Genomic DNA, 17320 nt, shown 5'->3' on the forward strand with positions numbered 1-17320 from the left:
TAGGACTGTTTCCAGCGTTATGGTCTCATTTTACAATAGTCTAAAAGGGGATTTCATAACAATGGAACAGCAATGGACAAATGAATTAGCAGTCGCACAGGTGCGTGTGGCAAGACCAACCGATCAGCTAAAGGAAGTAGAACGATTTTACTGTGAAGGTGTCGGATTAAAGAAAATTGGTTCGTTTACAGAACATCGTGGCTACAATGGTTTAATGATTGGTCTTCCAGATGTAGGTTATCACTTAGAATTTACTGAGCATAGTGACGGTAGCCCTTGTCCAGCACCAAGTAAGGACAATCTTCTCGTACTTTATATCCCAAACAGAGATACGATTCGTCATATTGCCGAACGTCTTGCGCTCATGGGATATCCCGAAGTTGAGCCTGAAAATCCATATTGGGCTGAGAAAGGGGTAACCATTGCAGACCCTGATGGCTGGCGTCTAGTATTCATGAATACGGAAGGCATTTAAATAGAAAATTTTAAGCACGAGCACGTAAGTAGTCTCGTGTTTTTTTGTAACCTAAAATACCCCTTGTAGTATATAATCTGTTTAGGGGGTTACTAAATGCAACGAATAAAGACATTAAACAAATGGTGCGAGGTTTTAGAGCAATCGAAGTTCAAACCTTGTCTTGTGTTAAAAATTAGCATGACATGTATAAGTAGTATTTCAGCATTAAAGGAATATAAAGAATTACAAACGGAATTGCCTAAATATCTTGTCATTGTACAAATGGATCGGGTAATTTCAAATGCTATTGCCTGTGATCTTCAAGTGAAACACGAATCTCCTCAACTAATAATCCTGCAGGGTGGGAAAGGAATTTGGCAAGCAACTCACTACAAAATAAAGCACGCTCTTTTAGAAAACGCTATAGAACAATATGTAAAAAAAGATACGCCACAATAGGCTGTGGGGTATCTTTATGTGATTAATCTTCTAAAGCCTCATCTTCATGATAATTTGTAGCGCTAGACTCGATATCGACCTGTAGATAATTGGCCCAGTCTATTTTGTGAAAATCCTCTTCACTAAAATAAATATTCAAAACCTCGGTCATTGTTTTGTCCCCATCAGGTTCAGTGAGAGGAGCATACCAAGTAATAGCTGGTGTCTTCACATTTTTTAATTTGGACAAATCAGCGAAAATTTTAGTAGAATCCTTTAGCATCTGGCTTTTCGATCCTTCTGTTACATCTGTATCTTGAATGGAAATTGTGACAACACCGTCTTTTGATTCATCCACAGAGAATTCATTTTTCACAATCGCGCCTACAATATCTTCAACATTCGTATTTTGATCGACTGCTACTTCCTTTGGCTCGGCGTTCTTTCCACAAGCTACTAATAGTAGTGAAGTAAAAACCAATAGATAAATTAATTTCTTCAATGTCATAACCTCCCTTGTTACTCCATCTATGTGCAAAATGGGAGGGAATTATACAAAATACAAGAAGGTTGTCCTTACTTTTAATGAATGGTTAGGAAGTGATTGAATAAGGAGAAGAGGAGAATAAGTTGAATATAAAAAGCACCTTAACCTAAATAGCTAAGGTGCTGTATCAATCATGTATAAAAAGCCGCGTATGCCGTAGTTATTATAGAAAGTTTTAAACCACCACTCCTCAAATGAGTTGTTACACGAAAATTATTTATAAATAATAGCAATAAATGCTGTTAATAAAAGCTTTTTAAAAAGTATTTATCATTAATTATCGTTGATTACAATTATTTATAAACAATTTTAACACCAGTTTAACACCAATATAGCACCAGTTATTTTAACTGGTATTAAGATTGTTTTTTTACTTTAAAGAAGTTATCTAATTTGTCAGCAGCTGCACGATCGGCAGATTTAAAAGCATGTCCATACGTGTTCATTGTCACTGAAATATCAGCGTGCCCCAAACGCTCACTAATAATTTTAGCGTGCACACCTTGTGCGATTAATAATGATGCTGAAGTATGTCTCAAATCATGTAACCTAATGTACTTAAAGTTATGCCCATCGATAAAATTTTTCCAATGTTTAGAAGGGCTTGTTGGATATAAATGAGTACCATCAAATGAATGGAATAGCCATTCTCTATCTTGTTCTATCCATTTATCACCTTTTTTCAATTTTTCTTTTGCCCAATGTATACGATATGCTTTTAATTCTTCCATAACTGACTCAGGTAATGTCACATAACGTTTAGATTTTTTGGTTTTAGTAGCTTTGATATGTGGACCTTGTTTAGTCAAAACAATAGATTGGTGAATGTATATCTGTTGATTCTCAAAATCTACGTCTTTCCACTCTAAACCTAACAATTCTCCTTTTCGTAATCCGGCAGCTAGTGCTAAAGTGAACATCATTCTCCATAGTTCAGGTTCACTTTGTAACATATACATTAATGTTTCAATCTCATCTTCTTCATAAATTTGCATTTCTTTATCAACATCATCAGTATCGCTTGGACGAGGCTTTTCAACTCCATCCATAGGGTTGTTAGATAAAACATTCCACTTCACAGCATACTTAAATATGCTTTTTAATGTTCTATACACATCTTGTTTACTATGATAGGTTACTGGCTCATCTTTGCCATCATATCTTTTCATATCTCTCACAACGGACATAAGATGGAATGCGTTGATTTGATCCATTGGCATATGGCCAATAATAGGATTTATATGAAGTTCTAATTTTCGCTGATGATTCCCATAAGTGGTTAAAGCAAGAGTTGAGGCAAAATCCTTTTCCCATTGTTCTGCAAAATCTTTAAAAAGGATTTTTTCTACCTTTACATAATTTCCTGACAAAACTTCATTTTTGAATTTTAGATACTCTCGATCTAAAAATTCCTTTAACTGCTTTGGAGTCATTTTTTCTTCTATAGTAATAGTTTTTGTCTCACGTGGATACCTACCTTTTGCATCTTTAGGTAAATAAACAGTGAAACGATATGAATTTTCTCCACGTTTTACGATACTTGCCATTTAAAATTTCTCCTTTCGATTTAACTTTCAGATATGCTCTAACTAATCACCACCTTTAATAGAATGCATGTTCTGTTTAGGGTAAAAAATTTTTTAGAAATTGCTCTGGTACTCCGTATGTATTCACTGCTTCTTCATAAGTAATAGGATTGTCGTTATCAGAAAATAGTAATTCAACCGCAAATAGATTGGCTTCCATTTCGTATTTATCTGTTGAAAAAAATGTGTTTGCTTTTAAAAAAGCCATGTTGTGCTCAGGATGTTGGATAACGTGGCCGAGTTCATGAGCACAAGTTAGCATTTGTTTTTCATAGGATAAATTTTTATTTATGTGGATAATAAAGGTTCTGTATAAATTACTGAAATAACCCCACGAACTCCCTAAATCTTCATATACAATCGTAATACCCATGGCTTTTGCTATTTTAAATGGATTAGATGTGTCGTACTTTTTAATCAATTGTCTAATCAATTTATTTGTATGCATAACATCACACCTTATCTATACTTTTTAGGGGTGAATTTTTTCTTGGCAAGTCTCTTATGCAATCTCAAAGCATTTCTCAATGAGGTAATGTATAGTTCCCTGTCCTCTTGATCCATTTCATCTAATACTCGACCATCAAATGAAGCAAGACCGAGTTCACTTTCCGCACTGTTAAGGATACGCTCCAGATCTCTTTCGATATCACGTTCATCTTTTTCTGTTAAGTCGTAGTAACGTTTTTTATCTGTGCGACCAAGTAAGTAGTCAGTGCTTACGTCGAAATAGTCGGCTACCCTAATTAGGTTACTTCCTTTTGGAGTATTTTTTTTCCATGAATATAGTGTGTTTTTACCAAGTCCTATTTTTTCTTCAAGTGTATTTACAGATATACCCTGTTCATCACAAAGATTTTTTAGAATGTCAAACGCAGTCATATCAACGTTTCCTCCCATTTACACGCCTGGAGATAAAACTAGTTTTAAATTAATGCTTGATTTTTAAATCTAGTTTTAATATACTCTAGGTAAGCTAAGTTGTTAGCTAAAAAGACAATAGAAAAGACAACCTAATAAAATCATTTTATCGTTGGGGAACGTGTAAAAATGGTAATTTAACAGGCTTTTAAAGTCTTATTTAGCTATGTCTTTATATTAAAACTAGTTTTAAATATTGTCAATGACTATAGTCAAATTAGCTAATAATTTAGCTTATAAATTTCCAAATATGTGAGGCGCTGTGATACCGAGCCAATGACGGTATGGATTTTTAATAAAGTGGGGTGAGAAGTGTGGAGAACAATAAAAAAACAATCGCCACTGGAACGACGATTGTTAAAAGTAAACACCATGTAACTAGAGAAGAATTTCAAAAGTTACTCGATAATGCACCTGTTGTAAAAATTACAGATGCAATTCCAGAAGAAATTAAGCCGTATAACGTTTCCAAGGGATTTGACTAATGTGGAGATTAGCCAAGAATTTAGCAATATCAGTTCTACCATGGTATGTAGGGACACCACGTGAATCTTGTGCCATTAATATAATTGGCATGTTGGGGAAGTACGATGCAAAAGATTGTCTAACATTTTCCCTGTTAGAAGAATTTAAAACGTAACTTTTTACAATAACAATAGCAAAAGTAACACCTTGCTCTTTTAAAACTGCTCCTTGAAATTGCATTATTTTTCACCTCTTTCAAATAGATGTTAATAGCCTTATTGCCAATTTAACACAATATATTGTGGTGGTCAAATGATAGGAGGTCTATATATTGAATATTCGTGTTAAGGAGTTAAGAGAGTATCGTAAGCTATCAAGGTATCGACTCGCTAAACTCTCAGGGGTAAATGAATCTACACTTCAAATGATAGAAAATAGTGAAAATCCAAATCCTACATTTCGTGTCATGTGCAAAATAGCAGATGCTTTGGAAGTGAGTTTGGATGATTTTAGAGAGGAGTGAAGTGAAATGGAACTAGTAGTCATTGAACTACGTGGTAAACGTGTTTTAACAACAGCACAGCTTGCAGAAAATTATGAAGCTGAAGAAAAATTAGTTCAGCAAAATTTCAACAATAATAAGGAACGGTATAAAGAAGGTAAACATTTCATTTTGCTACAAGGTGAAGAATTGAAAGCCTTCAAACACGACTTCGAAAATTTAGGGGTGGTTAAAAAGAACACATCCTCGCTCTACCTATGGACAGAAAAAGGTGCGTGGCTTCACGCTAAGTCATTAAATACAGATAGAGCGTGGGAGGCTTATGAATTGCTTGTGGACGAGTATTACAAGGTGATTGAACAACCACCTCAATACAGTAGCTTAGAGGTTGCATTACAGGCAGCATTACAACATGAACAAGCCATTAAAGAGATTAAAACTGATGTGGACTACCTAAAAGGCAATATGCGGATAGATGGTCTACAACAACAAGAAATCCAACAAGCTGCCAAACAATCTATTGTACAAGCTTTAGGTGGTAAAGATTCAATAGCTTACCAAGAAATTAGCAAAAAAGTGTTCTCTGCATTTTGGAATGAGTTCAAGCAATATTTTAAAGTTCCAAGGTACGGAGATATACCAAAAGTGAAGCATGAGGAAGCGTTAAGATTTATCAGCCTATGGCGTCCATCCACATCATTACAGATGGAGATTGACAGTTGCAATAGCCAAATGGCTTTTGAGTGAGAAAGGAAGTGTAAGTATGCCAGAAACAATGGAAGCACGCAGAAGAATTCTAGAGTACAAGGAAAGCAAAAACATGACCTATGAACAACTAGGGTTAATGGTCAACAAAACACCTGTGTACGTACAGGAAGTTTTAACAGGTAAGAAAACAGGTCCGCGCGCTAATGAGTTGGTACTTAAAATCATACAAGTTTTTGGGATTAAGTGAGGTGAATCCTGTGGGAAAACTCACTATGTCAGTAGATGAGGTTGCAAGTGAATTGGGCGTTAGTAAAACAACTATTTACACTATGGCGCGCGAAAAAGAAATTCCTCATACAAAAGTGAGAGGAAGAATTTTGTTTCACAGACCTACAATTGAGCATTGGTTAATCACTAATACAGAAGGCGGTGAAACCAAATGAACACAACCAACCTACAATGGCTAGCAATGTCGGATGAGGTTAAGCAAGTTGAACTAAGAAAGTTGGTGAGGAAATGAACGCAATTGAAGCAGTTAATCATTATGCCCGACGTGGTGAGCGTGTGGATGGGGTATTACAGCATATCGTCACAAGTGAGATTAATAGATTACGTCAGGCACTTTCCTATTACGCTGATAAAAAACATTATGAGCTTTATTGCATAGGTGAACCTACTCCATGTGACATAACAGAGGATCATGGGCATATTGCTCGTCAAGCATTGGAAGACGGTGATTGATTGCGTATAGGCCACACACATGCTGATGTTTATGACCGTGAAATGGATTACTGGCGAGACATTGAAGAAGCACAGAATGCCCAAATAGAGGCACAGAAAAGCTTGCCAAATGCTATAACCAATGACAATGCAATATACAAGGAAGGTGAAAAAGGGATGAAACTACAACCTGCAGCTGAGATGAAAAAAGTAAGTGTCAGCAACTTTGACAAATTAAAGGCTGACGCATTGCAAAGTGATGATTTCAAAAACCTCGTTAAAGGCATTGAAAATCAAGCTGAGAAAGGTCTTTCTGAGTATACGTATTACCACAATACCAATAAGCAGATCGTTGCTATTTTCCAACAGACATTACGAGAAAATGGCTATATAGCTAACAAACATTTATCAGGTTTAGGTCTAACTATTAAATGGTAGGGGTGTGATTTAGTTGTTTGATTCTATATTGAAGGCTGCTATAGCACTTGCGATACAAGAGGGTCTATTAGTTGAAGAAGATGGTGTTTTATTAAGTCCAACAACAATCAATCTTGTAAATGAAATCGAAGAAATGCACCGTCAACATTTGATTGATATGGCTCTAGCTAATAATGATCGTGAGCTGTTCATGCAATTAACAAATTGAAAGGGTAGCAGTTTAATGAAAACAGTTGAAGATTATCCAATCGAAGATATGTATGGTACAGAAATTCAAAAAGGGGATATTTATTATATTTTCGGTGAATCAGTTGTCTTAGAAAGTAATTTAGATGATTACCTTACAGAACATCTAAAGGGTGAAATGCTCCTTGCAAAATAAAATGAGCCCATACCGCCAGAACGGTTCAGGCTCAGATACAAGTCTTTTCAAAGACATTATAACACGAAATGAAGTGATGTGAATGAAACTATTCCCACACCAAGAACAAGCACTTGATAAAACCTATGAATATGATCGTGTCGCTTATTACTTAGATATGGGATTAGGAAAAACATTTGTAGGTTCTGAAAAGATGTGGGAGCTTAATACACCATTTAATCTATTAATCTGTCAAAAGTCCAAAATAGATGAATGGAAAGAGCATTTTGAGCAGTTTTACGACTACGAAGTAATCATATTCGATAAGCAAAAAATTGAGGATATACCACCTGAAAGTATTCTTGTTATCAATTATGAAAGAGCATGGCGTAGGGATGAATTATTGAAGTTAAAGCATTTAACAATCATGTTGGACGAGTCTTCCAAGATTAAAAATGAAAACTCTAAGCAAACAAAATTCATCCTTAAATTGAATGCTGAAAACGTCATTTTATTATCAGGTACGCCGACAGGTGGCAAATATGAAGAATTGTGGTCACAACTACATTTGCTAGGTTGGAAGATTAGTAAAAAACTATTTTTAAAACAGTTCGTGGTCCAGGAATGGGATGACAAAAATCAAAAATTCGTCATTACAGGTTATAAAAATGTAGATCGTTTAAAGGCAAAATTACGCAAGTATGGCGCAATATTTATGAAAACAGATGAAGTATTTGATTTACCTGCAGTAAATGAAAACATTGTCAAAATACCTTCTACAAAGCATTATAAGGAATTTGCTAAACATCATATTTTAGAGCTTGAAAATGAGCTGTTGATAGGTGATACAGCTACATCTAAGAAATTAGGCTTGCGAATGCTGGCAGGTGTGTACAACGAAAATAAGCTGCAGTATGTGAAAGATTTAATCGAGAGTACCAATGACCGAATTATCATCTTTTACAACTTTAAAAAAGAGTACGTAGCATTAACTGAAATGATTGAAAGGCCAATAAGCACAGTTAATGGTGATCTTAAAGATTTAACGGCATATGAGCAGATTGAGAACAGCGTGACGTTAATTCAGTACCAGGCTGGCGCAATGGGTCTTAACTTACAAAAGGCCAATAAAATTGTTTATTTCACGCTTACAGATAAAAGCGAGCTGTTTGAACAAAGTAAAAAACGCATACACCGTATAGGGCAGAATCGGCCATGTTTCTACTATTATCTACTTACAGTTGGGAGCATAGAGTGGCGCATGAAAGAAGTGCTGGATGAAAGGCGCGATTATACGGATGCGTTATTTGAAAAGGAGGAATTATAGATGACTGAACTAGTGTTAGAGGGTGTTATTTGCCAATCTTGTGGTGAATTTATCGATGGCGCAGTAGTTGGTTATCCGCGAGACTGTGATGACTGTAAAGGTGAAGTAGATGCGTGAAAATCAATTCCAAGCAAAGGTAATTAAATTTCTAAAAGAGCAACCAAACGTGTGGCATATCAAGTATTGGGCAGGATCTCAATACACGAAAGAGGGTATTCCTGACATTCTAGCTTGTATCGATGGTATATTTCATGGAATTGAGCTTAAAACAGATGTCGGTACACCCAGTAAGCTGCAGCTGTATAACATTCGAAAAATTAATGATGCAGGTGGCCAAGCTTATATTTTACGCCCTAAAGATTTTGAAGCTTGGAAAGAGAGGTGGTTCAGGTGACTCAATATAGCTACAGCCGTGTATCACTTTTTGAAGATTGCCCATATCACTTTAAATTGCGTTACATCGATAAACTGACAGAGCTACCAAACTATGACGCTGCCAACGCATTGACCATAGGAAAGGCGTTACACACTGGTATCGAGCATGATGTGCAAACGGCACTTGATTACTACTATAAATCGTTTCCTGTTCTTACTGATCGCATGGTGGAAGAAGCTATTAAACTAGAAATTTTAATTCCAAAAGTACAAGCTTTTTTGAATGAAATGTTTGATGGTTGGCAGCTAATTCATGAATACGAAATCGATAAGCCTAATTATAAGGGGTTTGTTGATTTAATAGCTGTTGCAAATGATGGTCAATGTATGGTTATCGATTTTAAATACTCTAATCATATTAAAAACTACTTAGACAGTGGTCAGTTACACATCTATAAAGATTACCTAGAACAAGATGGCTTTAAAGTGAAAAAACTAGCCTACTTATTTGTTCCAAAAACAAGCATTAAACAAAAGAAAGACGAGGATCTATTTCATTTTAGAAAACGGCTCATTTCTACACTTGATGAAATGAAGGTCACATTTGTACCTATTGAATTTAATGAAATGAAGACTATTTATTTCCTCAATAGTATTGAAAAAATCGAGACGGCTAAAGAATATCCTAAAAACGCTAGTGGAAATTGTTTTGGCTGCAATCCAAGATTTGCTCCCGATTACCTGGAAGCAATCACAAATGACAAAGGAGAGATAATCATGGCATTACCTAAAAACGAACGTAGAGAAAGACTAATTGATACAAACCCTGATTTATGGCTATATGCAGATTCTTATGTGGGGAAATCAACATTTGTGGACAACTTCCCTAACGTCCTTTTCTTCAATACTGATGGGAATACGGATAATACTACAGCGCCAGTTATTCCAATTAAGGACGAGGTTACAAAAACAGGTCGTGTTACTACTCGCAAATTAGCTTGGGAAGTATTCTTGGACCGCGTAGCTGATTTAGAGACGGAAGATAATACATTTGAAACAGTTGCCATCGATTTAGTTGAGGATTTGAAAGAACATTGCCGTATTTTTGTATTTGAGAAAAATGGTTGGGAACATGAATCTGATGGATCCTACGGTAAAGGTTGGGACAAGGTAAAAACAGAGTTTAATAATGCTATCAAACGTCTGAAATCATTGGGCTATCAGGTGGTTTATATTTCAAAAGAAATCATAAATGAAGTGACATTAAAAGGCGGAGCAAAACGTACAACATATCGCCCTAACATTGATGAAAAAACAGCTAATTTCCTTACTGGAACAGTGGACTTAACTATTCGTGCATTTGTTAATTCAGATGATGAACGTTTCTTACAACTCGCTAAGAAACAAAATGTATTTGGTGGTGGGCGTTTTGACTTCCAAGTAGATACTATTCCACTAGATTACAAGGCATTCATTGAAGAATTAAAGGTTTCTCAGGAAGGTAAAGCAACACATACAGATGAAAAGCCTAGTCGAAAATCACGTACAGAAGATGAAGAAGATAATGCTCCAAAACGTGAGCGTTCTTCACGTAAACGTAAGGAAGATGGAGATCAGAATGATGAACAATCTGTAGTAGATGAAGAAAAGGGCGAAGATGAAGAAGTAAAAGAAGAAAAAACACAACGTCAACGCCGTGACCGTTCAAAAAATGATGCTGCAGCTGCAGACGATTCTAAAGAAGATGATAAACCGCGTGAACGCAAACGTCGCGAACGTAAGCCAGTGGAAGATGATACACCGCCAGGTGAAAAAACAGTTGATGAACCTGCAGAAGAACCATCATCACGCCGTCGTCGCCGTCGGTAGCGTAAGAACATATTTGCGAGTTGAGGACGATCCATTTGCTAATTTAAAAGGTCCAATTGAAATATCAGAGGACGATTTACCATTTTGAAAACCTTGAAATAGGAGGATATTCATTTGAAAAAATTACTTAATCAAAAAGAACAATGGTACGCAGATACTGAAGAAGAAGCAGAGGAAATTGTAGCCGAAGCAAAAGAGTCTGAGGGCTTAATCAAGCATGCTATTTCTGAGAAACACAATAAGTATGGAACATACCATTTGGTAGATTTGCAGTTTAGTTACAACACGCCACGCGAATTAATGGAAGATGAAGCCGCAAAAAAGGAACGTGAAAAAGATGCCACTGGTCCACAACATGAAGGTGTTGAGGTTGTAGTAAATGGTGATGGTACTGTAACAGTAAATGACAATCAGGAGGATGAAGAATAATGGCAGATAAAAAATTCGATTGGTCAAAATTTGATAAAAACGTTGATATTGAGGCATTAGAAGCAGATGTAAAAGAAGTTGAAGAAAACGGTGGTGGGAATTTTGAGCCTATTCCTGATGGTCAATATGAAGTAGAAGTCGAAGTAATGGAGCTGGTTACTTCCAAAGCAGGCGATCCAATGTTAAAAATTTGGTTCAAAGTCCTTGAAGGTGATTATGAAGGACAGCGCATTTTCTATAACAAAGTGATGCAGCCACAAAATGATCGAGCATTTGGTCTACAGGTTCACCAAAACAATGAAATGTTACGTGCATTGTGGGATTGTGAAAAAGACGATGTTAAATTCACAGGATTCGAAGATTATGCCGATTTGGTCCTGGATATTCATGAGGATATTGAAGGTAAGTTTGAATACTTACTGAAAAAAGAAACTGATGATAAAGGCTACGATCAGTTTGCAATCGAAGAAGTTTTCGAAGTTGAATAAATGAATAAAGGGAGCCTATAAGCTCCCTTTTAAGTTGAGAAATAAATTAAGTAAAAAATAAAGACCATATGGTGCTAGTACCAAAGCTGGTACTACTAAAATAGTAACTGTATAAATAGACCAAATTAATGTTTTCTTATTTATTTTAAAAATGTTTTTATCAAGTTCACCGTCACTCCAAATATTCTGGAGTTCTATAATGGCACGTTTTTCAGTTTTTGCCTCATCACGAGTGTAGTAGATTTGAAAAAGGATTGTAAAAAAACCGTTTAGATATATAAGAGACCAGATAAAGGTTTTAGGAAATTGCAAGATATTGAATAACTCAAGAAAAAATAAAGTAGGGATTATAAGTAAGGTCGCTATAAATATGGTTTTATGAGCTTTTTCTAAAAATTTCAAGAGTGAAGGATTTGTAACACCTTCACGATAGTTAAGAGCATGACTAGCTTCATGAGCAGCTACTATTAATGAATTAGCTGAATCATTATTATCTTCTGGACAAATGTAAATAATTGTTTTTTCTTTGTTGTAAGCACACTTACTTATCCTACCTTTAATTTTGATTTCAAAGTTGTTGAAGTTATTCTGGTGTAATATTTTTTTGACAACATCTGTACTATGCAAAATAATCATTCCTTACATTAAATTACTAATATTTTACCATTCATTTCAAAAAAAAAATATTTATTTTGAGGTGATAGCATGCTTTTCTATGACTTTGAGGTATTCAATCACGACTGGCTAGTTGTCATTGTTGATACAGATACAAAAAAAGAACATGAATTTATAAACGATGTACCTGGTCTTATTCAATTCTACAATGACCATAAAAATGACATTTGGATAGGTTACAATTCACGACACTATGACCAATACATTTTAAAGGCAATTATTTGCGGCTTCACGCCACAAGAAATAAATCACTGGATCATAGTTAAACGAGAACCAGGGTGGAAGTTTTATAAAGACTTTTGGAAAATCCAATTATTTAACTATGATGTAATGACCAATAAATTTAGATCCTTAAAGCAGCTTGAAGGATTTCAAGGACATGATATTCGAGAAACTACAGTTTCATTTACCACTGATCGACCATTGACTAATGATGAAATTTTAGAGGTATTTAAATATTGCCGTCATGATGTACATGAAACCATTCACATTTTCATGGAAACAATTTCAGAATTTGAATCACAGATTGAATTACTAAAAATGTTCAATATGCCATTAAAGCAAATATCTAAAACTAAAGCGCAATTAGCAGCTGTAATTTTAGAAGCGCAGCAACCGAAAATAGAGCGAAATGATGAATTTGATTTTTCATTTCCTCCGACTTTAAAAATAACTAAATACACCCAAGTGCTTGATTTTTATAAGGAAAATAAAGACTACAGTAAAGTTTTTGAAATCGATGTAGCAGGGGTACTTCACCTATTTGCCTGGGGTGGTTTACATGGTGCAAGGAATAACTACATTGGTACTGGTCACTTTTTAAATATCGATGTAGCAAGTTATTATCCAGCTTTAATGATTGAATATGGTTATTTGTCCAGGAACGTAAAAGATCCTAAAAAATTCACTGAAATTCGTGATAGACGGCTTGAGTATAAAGCAGCGAAGGATAAACGTCAGGCTCCTCTAAAAATCGTTATTAACGGTACATACGGAGCGATGAAGGACAAGTATAACGGTCTTTATGATCCATTGATGGCTAACAACGTGTGTATTGGTGGAATGACATTGCTACTCGATTTAATAGAAAAATTAGAGCCGTATTGTGACATCATCCAATCAAATACAGACGGTGTTCTTGTTAAATTAAGAGATTATGATGATTACGAATTAATCGATGATATTTGTTATGAGTGGGAGCAACGGACAAAAATGGAGCTAGAATTTGAGGAATTTACAAAGGTTATTCAAAAGGATGTAAACAATTATATTCTTGTTGATGCAGCTGGTAACTATAAAGCAAAAGGTGCGTATGTGAAAAAGCTTAATCCACTAGACAATGACCTTCCAATAGTTAATGAAGCTATTGTTAATTGGTTTGTAAAAGGTATTGATCCAGAAGAAACTATTTTTAATTGTACAGATTTAATCAAATTTCAAAAGATTGTAAAGGTCAGTAACAAATATGACTATGCACGTTATGGCACAAGAAAGATGAATGAAAAAGTATTTCGTGTATTCGCTAGTGTGGATCAGAACGACAAGGAATTGAAAAAAGTGAAAAACGGTACCGCTGAAAAGATACCGTATGTACCTGAAAAGTGTTTCATCGTAAATGAGGATATAAGTGACATGAAAATACCCACCAAGCTTGATTACTGGTGGTACTTAGATTTGGCCAATGAACGAATCAATGCATTTATAGGAGGGTGATTTTATTTTTTTGAGAGAAGCGAATTAATTCGCTTCCCAGGTGTAACAGAAGTGTTAATAGTATTTTTGTAAAGATTAGTTTTATTCTTCAATAAGTTGTTGAATTAATTCTCTAGCAATTTTCTCAGATTGTGCTAAATCGAATCCTGCATTATCTGTGTCTGGGAAAGCACGTTTTCCAGTTCTAATGTCTTCTACAAATACAATAGCGTGAGAACCTACTATTCTTTTACAAACAATAAAATCTCTAGAACTAACTGTTACAACAGATGTTTCTACTCTGTTATTTGAAAACCAAACTGTCATTTTTCCATCCCTCCTTTCGAATAGTATAATAGTTTCTTTTATATGGAAAATCAAGTAAAAAATAAAAAGTAGGTGATTACAATTTATAAAGGCTACCTGAAAGGAAATGGTAAGCATGCTGCCACATCATTCAAAGATGGTAGCAAGTTACTTTCCTACAATACAGCTAGAAAAGAAGATTCCTATGTTGGTATTTTAGCAGATGATTTTATCATGGTTGACGTGGATGATATAGACGAGGCAGAAATACTACTCGACATAGTAGAAGACAAAAATATTAATTGTTCCGTTTTACAAACGAACAACGGCATGCATTTTTACTTTAAAGGCTACGATTTAACAGCGAATAAAATTAAATGGTATTCCAATATCGGCATTCATTGTGATTATAAGTTGGGAATTAAAAATACTGCAGATCCACTAAAAATAAATGGCCAAGTACGTAAATGGCTCCGTAAGTGTGAAGAACATGATCCTTTGCCAGCTTGGTTGTATCCTTACAACAAGAAAAATCCTAATTTGACCAAGTTGTCTGATGGTGATGGACGAAACGATAAACTTTTTACTTACATTTTAAAAATGCAGTCGCAGGGCATGGCCAAGAAGGATATTAAAGAAACCATTGCAATTATCAACAATTATATTTTAGAGCAACCCGTTGATAAGAGTGAATTAAACATTATTTTACGTGATGATGCATTCATGAAAGAATCATTTTTTATTAAGGGTGTGTTTCATCACGACAAATTTGGTGATTTTTTAATCAATGAACATCACATTTGTAAAATAGCGAACGTGTTGCATATTTACCATGATGGGGTTTATTCAGATCGTGAGGAAGATATTGAGCGAATGATGGTCAAACACATATCATCACTGACCAGGGCAAGAAGACAAGAAACACTCGCTTATATCCAGCTCAATGCAAAAGAAAAACAGTTCGCTTCAACACAATATATTGTCATGAAAAATGGAGTATTTAATTTAGAAACATGGCAGCTGCAAGACTTTTCACCTGAGATTATTACACGCAACAAAATTCCAATTGCTTATGTGCCAGGTGCTTATTATGAAGTAACGGACCGTACCCTAAATAAAATTGCTGTCCAGGATAAAAAAATTCGTGCAATGTTAGAGGAGATTTTAGGATACATCTTATTCAGGAGGAACGAGTTTGCAGCAACTTTTATTCTTACTGGTGATGGTTCCAATGGTAAATCATCTTACTTAAAAATAATTCGCCGTTTAGTGGGACAAGATAATGCTGCATCTTTGGATTTGAAAGAGTTGGATCAACGATTTAAAACAGCTGAGTTATTTGGGAAGTTAGTCAATATTGGTGATGATATTGCCAAAGGCTATATTAAAGATTCATCTGTATTTAAAAAACTATCTACAGGTGAAACATTGAACGTTGAGCGTAAAGGAAAAGATCCATTCGATTTTACCAACTATGCAAAATTAATCTTTTCAGCAAATGAAATGCCAAGAATTAATGATTATAGTGACGGTCTTGGTCGGCGACTTCAAATAGTGCCATTCAAAGCTAAATTTACACCTAATGATGAAGATTACGATCCCTTCATAACAGATAAATTACTTTCGGATGAATCGATGCAATATATTTTAAATGTTGCATTGGTTGCACTTAAACGATTACTTAACAACAAAAAATTCACACAATCCAAAGCTGTTGAGAAAGAGATGGAAAAATATCAGGAAGAAAACAATCCGATTATTAGCTTTGTGAATAATGAAGACATTTATTTGGAACGCAGCGTAGTTGGTGACATTTACATGCAGTACAAGCTATATTGCTCAGATAATGGATTTAATCCAGTAAGTAATATTAGTTTTAGTAAACAAATAAAACACTTATTTGGTTTTAATACAAAGGTTCAACGAGTGGATGGAAAAAATAAACGTCTATTTGTAGTGGATGACGAATAAATGTCTAAATTGTGAATGCGTTACGTTTTAACGTTTTTTACACCTTTTTTTCGCGCGTGACCAAATTCGGTCAAAAATAGGGGGTATTTGACCATTTTTGGTCACGAAATTAGGTGAAATTCACACTATTTTCAATTAAAAAGCGTAAAAAAGAGGTCAAATGCGTTACGTGTAACAGAAATGCGTTACGTCAAAAAGCTAGACGTATCAAGGGTTCAAGGGGTGTGTAACAGATGTAACAGATAAAATGAACTTCTTTATATTTTTTATTAAAAAAATAAAAATTTCTATTTATATAAGAAAAATAGGGGGTAAATGCGTTACGTTTTACAGTTGTATGTGCCTTGACACCTTGATAATACTGACTTTTCACGCGTAACAGATGTAACAGAACGTAACGCATTTTCCTCAATAACAGTGACCGAAAGGTGGTTGCGAATGACCAAATTATCTTATGAATGGTTGAAAGACTATAAAGAATTAGAATTTGAAATCATGAGATTAGAAAATAACTTAAATAGAAGCAAAAGAGAATTAGGTAGATGGACAACAGGTGACTTAGCAAAATATAAATTAACAGCTGAAAGTGATGGTGCAAGATTAGAGGAACGTATTGAGGCTATTCAATATGAATTAGCTCATAAAATGAATGATTTAGAAGATATGAAAAAATTCATTTGTTCATTTAATGATCTTGAATACAAAATTGTTTATAAAAAATATATTGAAGGTAAGACACTTGAAAAGATAGCAGAGGAAATGAATTATAGTTCCAGCTACATTTACAATAAGCATGCTCAAATAAAACGTATGATAGAATTTGCCCTAGATTTAGTAACTTCACATTGATTTACCATTAATAGATACAATGTTAAGTATTGAAAAATCGTTATATGATAGGAGTATCAAAAAGCGTAAGGAAATACGCTAATAAAATTTCCATTACAAAATAAACACGTACAAGCAATTGAGACTACATTCTTAAAATGATTGTAGTCTTTTTGTAACCCTTTATGTATAATTTAGTAGATATTTACATAAGAGG

26 protein-coding genes are annotated in these 17320 nt (G+C 34.7%); 20 read left to right on the plus strand and 6 right to left on the minus strand.

Features of this window, described 5'->3' with window-relative positions:
- The first annotated feature begins 61 nt into the window (after positions 1-61).
- Positions 62-475 carry a VOC family protein gene (locus EW028_RS22515; RefSeq protein WP_131522487.1) on the plus strand — a complete coding sequence of 138 codons (414 nt, stop codon included), beginning with the start codon at positions 62-64 and terminating at the stop codon, positions 473-475.
- A gap of 96 nt (positions 476-571) precedes the next feature.
- The gene (gene ytxJ / locus EW028_RS22520) at positions 572-916 is read left to right on the plus strand and encodes a bacillithiol system redox-active protein YtxJ (protein WP_131522488.1); all 345 of its coding nucleotides are present in this window, start codon (positions 572-574) and stop codon (positions 914-916) included.
- 22 nt (positions 917-938) lie between these two features.
- Here the strand turns inward: ytxJ and EW028_RS22525 are convergent, their stop codons facing one another.
- The 4 genes from EW028_RS22525 to EW028_RS22540 all read right to left on the minus strand — a co-directional run bounded on the left by EW028_RS22525 (position 939) and on the right by EW028_RS22540 (position 3910).
- The gene (locus tag EW028_RS22525; protein WP_227745007.1) at positions 939-1403 is read right to left on the minus strand and encodes a hypothetical protein; all 465 of its coding nucleotides are present in this window, start codon (positions 1401-1403) and stop codon (positions 939-941) included.
- A gap of 395 nt (positions 1404-1798) precedes the next feature.
- Positions 1799-2989 (minus strand): tyrosine-type recombinase/integrase, encoded by a 1191-nt coding sequence (locus EW028_RS22530; RefSeq protein ID WP_131522490.1) that lies wholly within the window; start codon positions 2987-2989, stop codon positions 1799-1801.
- A gap of 76 nt (positions 2990-3065) precedes the next feature.
- Positions 3066-3476: an ImmA/IrrE family metallo-endopeptidase gene (locus tag EW028_RS22535; RefSeq protein ID WP_131522491.1), complete on the minus strand. Its 411-nt coding sequence runs from the start codon at positions 3474-3476 to the stop codon at positions 3066-3068.
- Between the two features lie 11 nt (positions 3477-3487).
- Positions 3488-3910: a helix-turn-helix domain-containing protein gene (locus tag EW028_RS22540; RefSeq protein WP_112117127.1), complete on the minus strand. Its 423-nt coding sequence runs from the start codon at positions 3908-3910 to the stop codon at positions 3488-3490.
- Positions 3911-4263: 353 nt separating this feature from the next.
- Here EW028_RS22540 and EW028_RS25415 point away from each other — a divergent pair, with 353 nt between their 5' ends.
- From EW028_RS25415 to EW028_RS22615, 15 genes are all read left to right on the plus strand, one after another.
- On the plus strand, positions 4264-4434 hold the full coding sequence (locus EW028_RS25415; protein ID WP_193767447.1) for a hypothetical protein: 171 nt from the start codon (positions 4264-4266) through the stop codon (positions 4432-4434).
- Positions 4434-4589 (plus strand): hypothetical protein, encoded by a 156-nt coding sequence (locus EW028_RS25420; RefSeq protein WP_193767448.1) that lies wholly within the window; start codon positions 4434-4436, stop codon positions 4587-4589. The genes EW028_RS25415 and EW028_RS25420 overlap by 1 nt, the downstream gene beginning before the upstream one ends.
- 156 nt (positions 4590-4745) lie before the next feature.
- Complete coding sequence (locus EW028_RS22550) at positions 4746-4937, plus strand: helix-turn-helix domain-containing protein (protein ID WP_131522493.1); 192 nt, start codon at positions 4746-4748, stop codon at positions 4935-4937.
- A 6-nt stretch (positions 4938-4943) separates the two neighbouring features.
- Positions 4944-5663, plus strand: coding sequence for an ORF6C domain-containing protein (locus EW028_RS22555; protein ID WP_131522494.1), 720 nt, complete (start codon positions 4944-4946; stop codon positions 5661-5663).
- Between the two features lie 16 nt (positions 5664-5679).
- Positions 5680-5871, plus strand: coding sequence for a helix-turn-helix domain-containing protein (locus tag EW028_RS22560; RefSeq protein ID WP_131522495.1), 192 nt, complete (start codon positions 5680-5682; stop codon positions 5869-5871).
- A gap of 25 nt (positions 5872-5896) precedes the next feature.
- Positions 5897-6067, plus strand: a complete 171-nt coding sequence (locus EW028_RS22565; protein ID WP_284705949.1) for a helix-turn-helix domain-containing protein — start codon at positions 5897-5899, stop codon at positions 6065-6067.
- A gap of 73 nt (positions 6068-6140) precedes the next feature.
- Positions 6141-6365 carry a hypothetical protein gene (locus EW028_RS22570; RefSeq protein ID WP_131522497.1) on the plus strand — a complete coding sequence of 75 codons (225 nt, stop codon included), beginning with the start codon at positions 6141-6143 and terminating at the stop codon, positions 6363-6365.
- Entirely contained in the window at positions 6366-6782 is a 417-nt protein-coding gene (locus tag EW028_RS22575; RefSeq protein WP_131522498.1) for a hypothetical protein, read from the plus strand.
- 13 nt (positions 6783-6795) lie between these two features.
- Positions 6796-6990, plus strand: a complete 195-nt coding sequence (locus EW028_RS22580; protein ID WP_131522499.1) for an IDEAL domain-containing protein — start codon at positions 6796-6798, stop codon at positions 6988-6990.
- Positions 6991-7005: 15 nt separating this feature from the next.
- Positions 7006-7164, plus strand: coding sequence for a YqaI family protein (locus EW028_RS22585; RefSeq protein WP_131522500.1), 159 nt, complete (start codon positions 7006-7008; stop codon positions 7162-7164).
- 82 nt (positions 7165-7246) lie between these two features.
- On the plus strand, positions 7247-8470 hold the full coding sequence (locus EW028_RS22590; protein ID WP_131522501.1) for an SNF2-related protein: 1224 nt from the start codon (positions 7247-7249) through the stop codon (positions 8468-8470).
- Between the two features lie 109 nt (positions 8471-8579).
- Entirely contained in the window at positions 8580-8864 is a 285-nt protein-coding gene (locus EW028_RS22595) for a VRR-NUC domain-containing protein (protein WP_131522502.1), read from the plus strand.
- Entirely contained in the window at positions 8861-10714 is a 1854-nt protein-coding gene (locus EW028_RS22600) for an AAA family ATPase (RefSeq protein WP_131522503.1), read from the plus strand. The genes EW028_RS22595 and EW028_RS22600 overlap by 4 nt, the downstream gene beginning before the upstream one ends.
- A 114-nt stretch (positions 10715-10828) precedes the next feature.
- Positions 10829-11143, plus strand: coding sequence for an organic solvent tolerance protein OstA (locus EW028_RS22610; protein WP_131522504.1), 315 nt, complete (start codon positions 10829-10831; stop codon positions 11141-11143).
- On the plus strand, positions 11143-11631 hold the full coding sequence (locus EW028_RS22615; RefSeq protein ID WP_131522505.1) for a DUF669 domain-containing protein: 489 nt from the start codon (positions 11143-11145) through the stop codon (positions 11629-11631). The genes EW028_RS22610 and EW028_RS22615 overlap by 1 nt, the downstream gene beginning before the upstream one ends.
- A gap of 15 nt (positions 11632-11646) precedes the next feature.
- Here the strand turns inward: EW028_RS22615 and EW028_RS22620 are convergent, their stop codons facing one another.
- Complete coding sequence (locus tag EW028_RS22620) at positions 11647-12258, minus strand: zinc metallopeptidase (RefSeq protein WP_193767449.1); 612 nt, start codon at positions 12256-12258, stop codon at positions 11647-11649.
- A 78-nt stretch (positions 12259-12336) separates the two neighbouring features.
- Here EW028_RS22620 and EW028_RS22625 point away from each other — a divergent pair, with 78 nt between their 5' ends.
- Complete coding sequence (locus EW028_RS22625) at positions 12337-14019, plus strand: hypothetical protein (protein ID WP_131522507.1); 1683 nt, start codon at positions 12337-12339, stop codon at positions 14017-14019.
- A gap of 81 nt (positions 14020-14100) precedes the next feature.
- On the opposite strand, the gene EW028_RS22630 is transcribed toward EW028_RS22625, so the two are convergent.
- The gene (locus tag EW028_RS22630; RefSeq protein WP_131522508.1) at positions 14101-14325 is read right to left on the minus strand and encodes a hypothetical protein; all 225 of its coding nucleotides are present in this window, start codon (positions 14323-14325) and stop codon (positions 14101-14103) included.
- Between the two features lie 81 nt (positions 14326-14406).
- Here EW028_RS22630 and EW028_RS22635 point away from each other — a divergent pair, with 81 nt between their 5' ends.
- Together EW028_RS22635 and EW028_RS22640 are read left to right on the plus strand one after the other, a co-directional pair.
- Complete coding sequence (locus tag EW028_RS22635) at positions 14407-16275, plus strand: DNA primase family protein (RefSeq protein WP_131522536.1); 1869 nt, start codon at positions 14407-14409, stop codon at positions 16273-16275.
- 438 nt (positions 16276-16713) lie between these two features.
- Positions 16714-17124: a hypothetical protein gene (locus EW028_RS22640; protein WP_131522509.1), complete on the plus strand. Its 411-nt coding sequence runs from the start codon at positions 16714-16716 to the stop codon at positions 17122-17124.
- Positions 17125-17320 lie beyond the last annotated feature (196 nt).

Source organism: Lysinibacillus sp. OL1 (genome assembly GCF_004332175.1).
Taxonomy (GTDB): domain Bacteria; phylum Bacillota; class Bacilli; order Bacillales_A; family Planococcaceae; genus Lysinibacillus; species Lysinibacillus capsici.

What these genes read in the sequence shown, in the direction of transcription:
- EW028_RS22615 (WP_131522505.1), top strand. Translation starts at nt 11,143, where the DNA reads ATGGCAGATAAAAAATTCGATTGGTCAAAATTTGATAAAAACGTTGAT.
- EW028_RS22540 (WP_112117127.1), bottom strand. Translation starts at nt 3,910, where the DNA reads ATGACTGCGTTTGACATTCTAAAAAATCTTTGTGATGAACAGGGTATA.
- ytxJ (WP_131522488.1), top strand. Translation starts at nt 572, where the DNA reads ATGCAACGAATAAAGACATTAAACAAATGGTGCGAGGTTTTAGAGCAA.
- EW028_RS22595 (WP_131522502.1), top strand. Translation starts at nt 8,580, where the DNA reads ATGCGTGAAAATCAATTCCAAGCAAAGGTAATTAAATTTCTAAAAGAG.
- EW028_RS22560 (WP_131522495.1), top strand. Translation starts at nt 5,680, where the DNA reads ATGCCAGAAACAATGGAAGCACGCAGAAGAATTCTAGAGTACAAGGAA.
- EW028_RS22565 (WP_284705949.1), top strand. Translation starts at nt 5,897, where the DNA reads ATGTCAGTAGATGAGGTTGCAAGTGAATTGGGCGTTAGTAAAACAACT.
- EW028_RS22530 (WP_131522490.1), bottom strand. Translation starts at nt 2,989, where the DNA reads ATGGCAAGTATCGTAAAACGTGGAGAAAATTCATATCGTTTCACTGTT.
- EW028_RS22570 (WP_131522497.1), top strand. Translation starts at nt 6,141, where the DNA reads ATGAACGCAATTGAAGCAGTTAATCATTATGCCCGACGTGGTGAGCGT.
- EW028_RS22555 (WP_131522494.1), top strand. Translation starts at nt 4,944, where the DNA reads ATGGAACTAGTAGTCATTGAACTACGTGGTAAACGTGTTTTAACAACA.
- EW028_RS22630 (WP_131522508.1), bottom strand. Translation starts at nt 14,325, where the DNA reads ATGACAGTTTGGTTTTCAAATAACAGAGTAGAAACATCTGTTGTAACA.
- EW028_RS22525 (WP_227745007.1), bottom strand. Translation starts at nt 1,403, where the DNA reads ATGACATTGAAGAAATTAATTTATCTATTGGTTTTTACTTCACTACTA.
- EW028_RS22640 (WP_131522509.1), top strand. Translation starts at nt 16,714, where the DNA reads ATGACCAAATTATCTTATGAATGGTTGAAAGACTATAAAGAATTAGAA.
- EW028_RS22625 (WP_131522507.1), top strand. Translation starts at nt 12,337, where the DNA reads ATGCTTTTCTATGACTTTGAGGTATTCAATCACGACTGGCTAGTTGTC.
- EW028_RS25420 (WP_193767448.1), top strand. Translation starts at nt 4,434, where the DNA reads ATGTGGAGATTAGCCAAGAATTTAGCAATATCAGTTCTACCATGGTAT.
- EW028_RS22585 (WP_131522500.1), top strand. Translation starts at nt 7,006, where the DNA reads ATGAAAACAGTTGAAGATTATCCAATCGAAGATATGTATGGTACAGAA.
- EW028_RS22590 (WP_131522501.1), top strand. Translation starts at nt 7,247, where the DNA reads ATGAAACTATTCCCACACCAAGAACAAGCACTTGATAAAACCTATGAA.
- EW028_RS22515 (WP_131522487.1), top strand. Translation starts at nt 62, where the DNA reads ATGGAACAGCAATGGACAAATGAATTAGCAGTCGCACAGGTGCGTGTG.
- EW028_RS22535 (WP_131522491.1), bottom strand. Translation starts at nt 3,476, where the DNA reads ATGCATACAAATAAATTGATTAGACAATTGATTAAAAAGTACGACACA.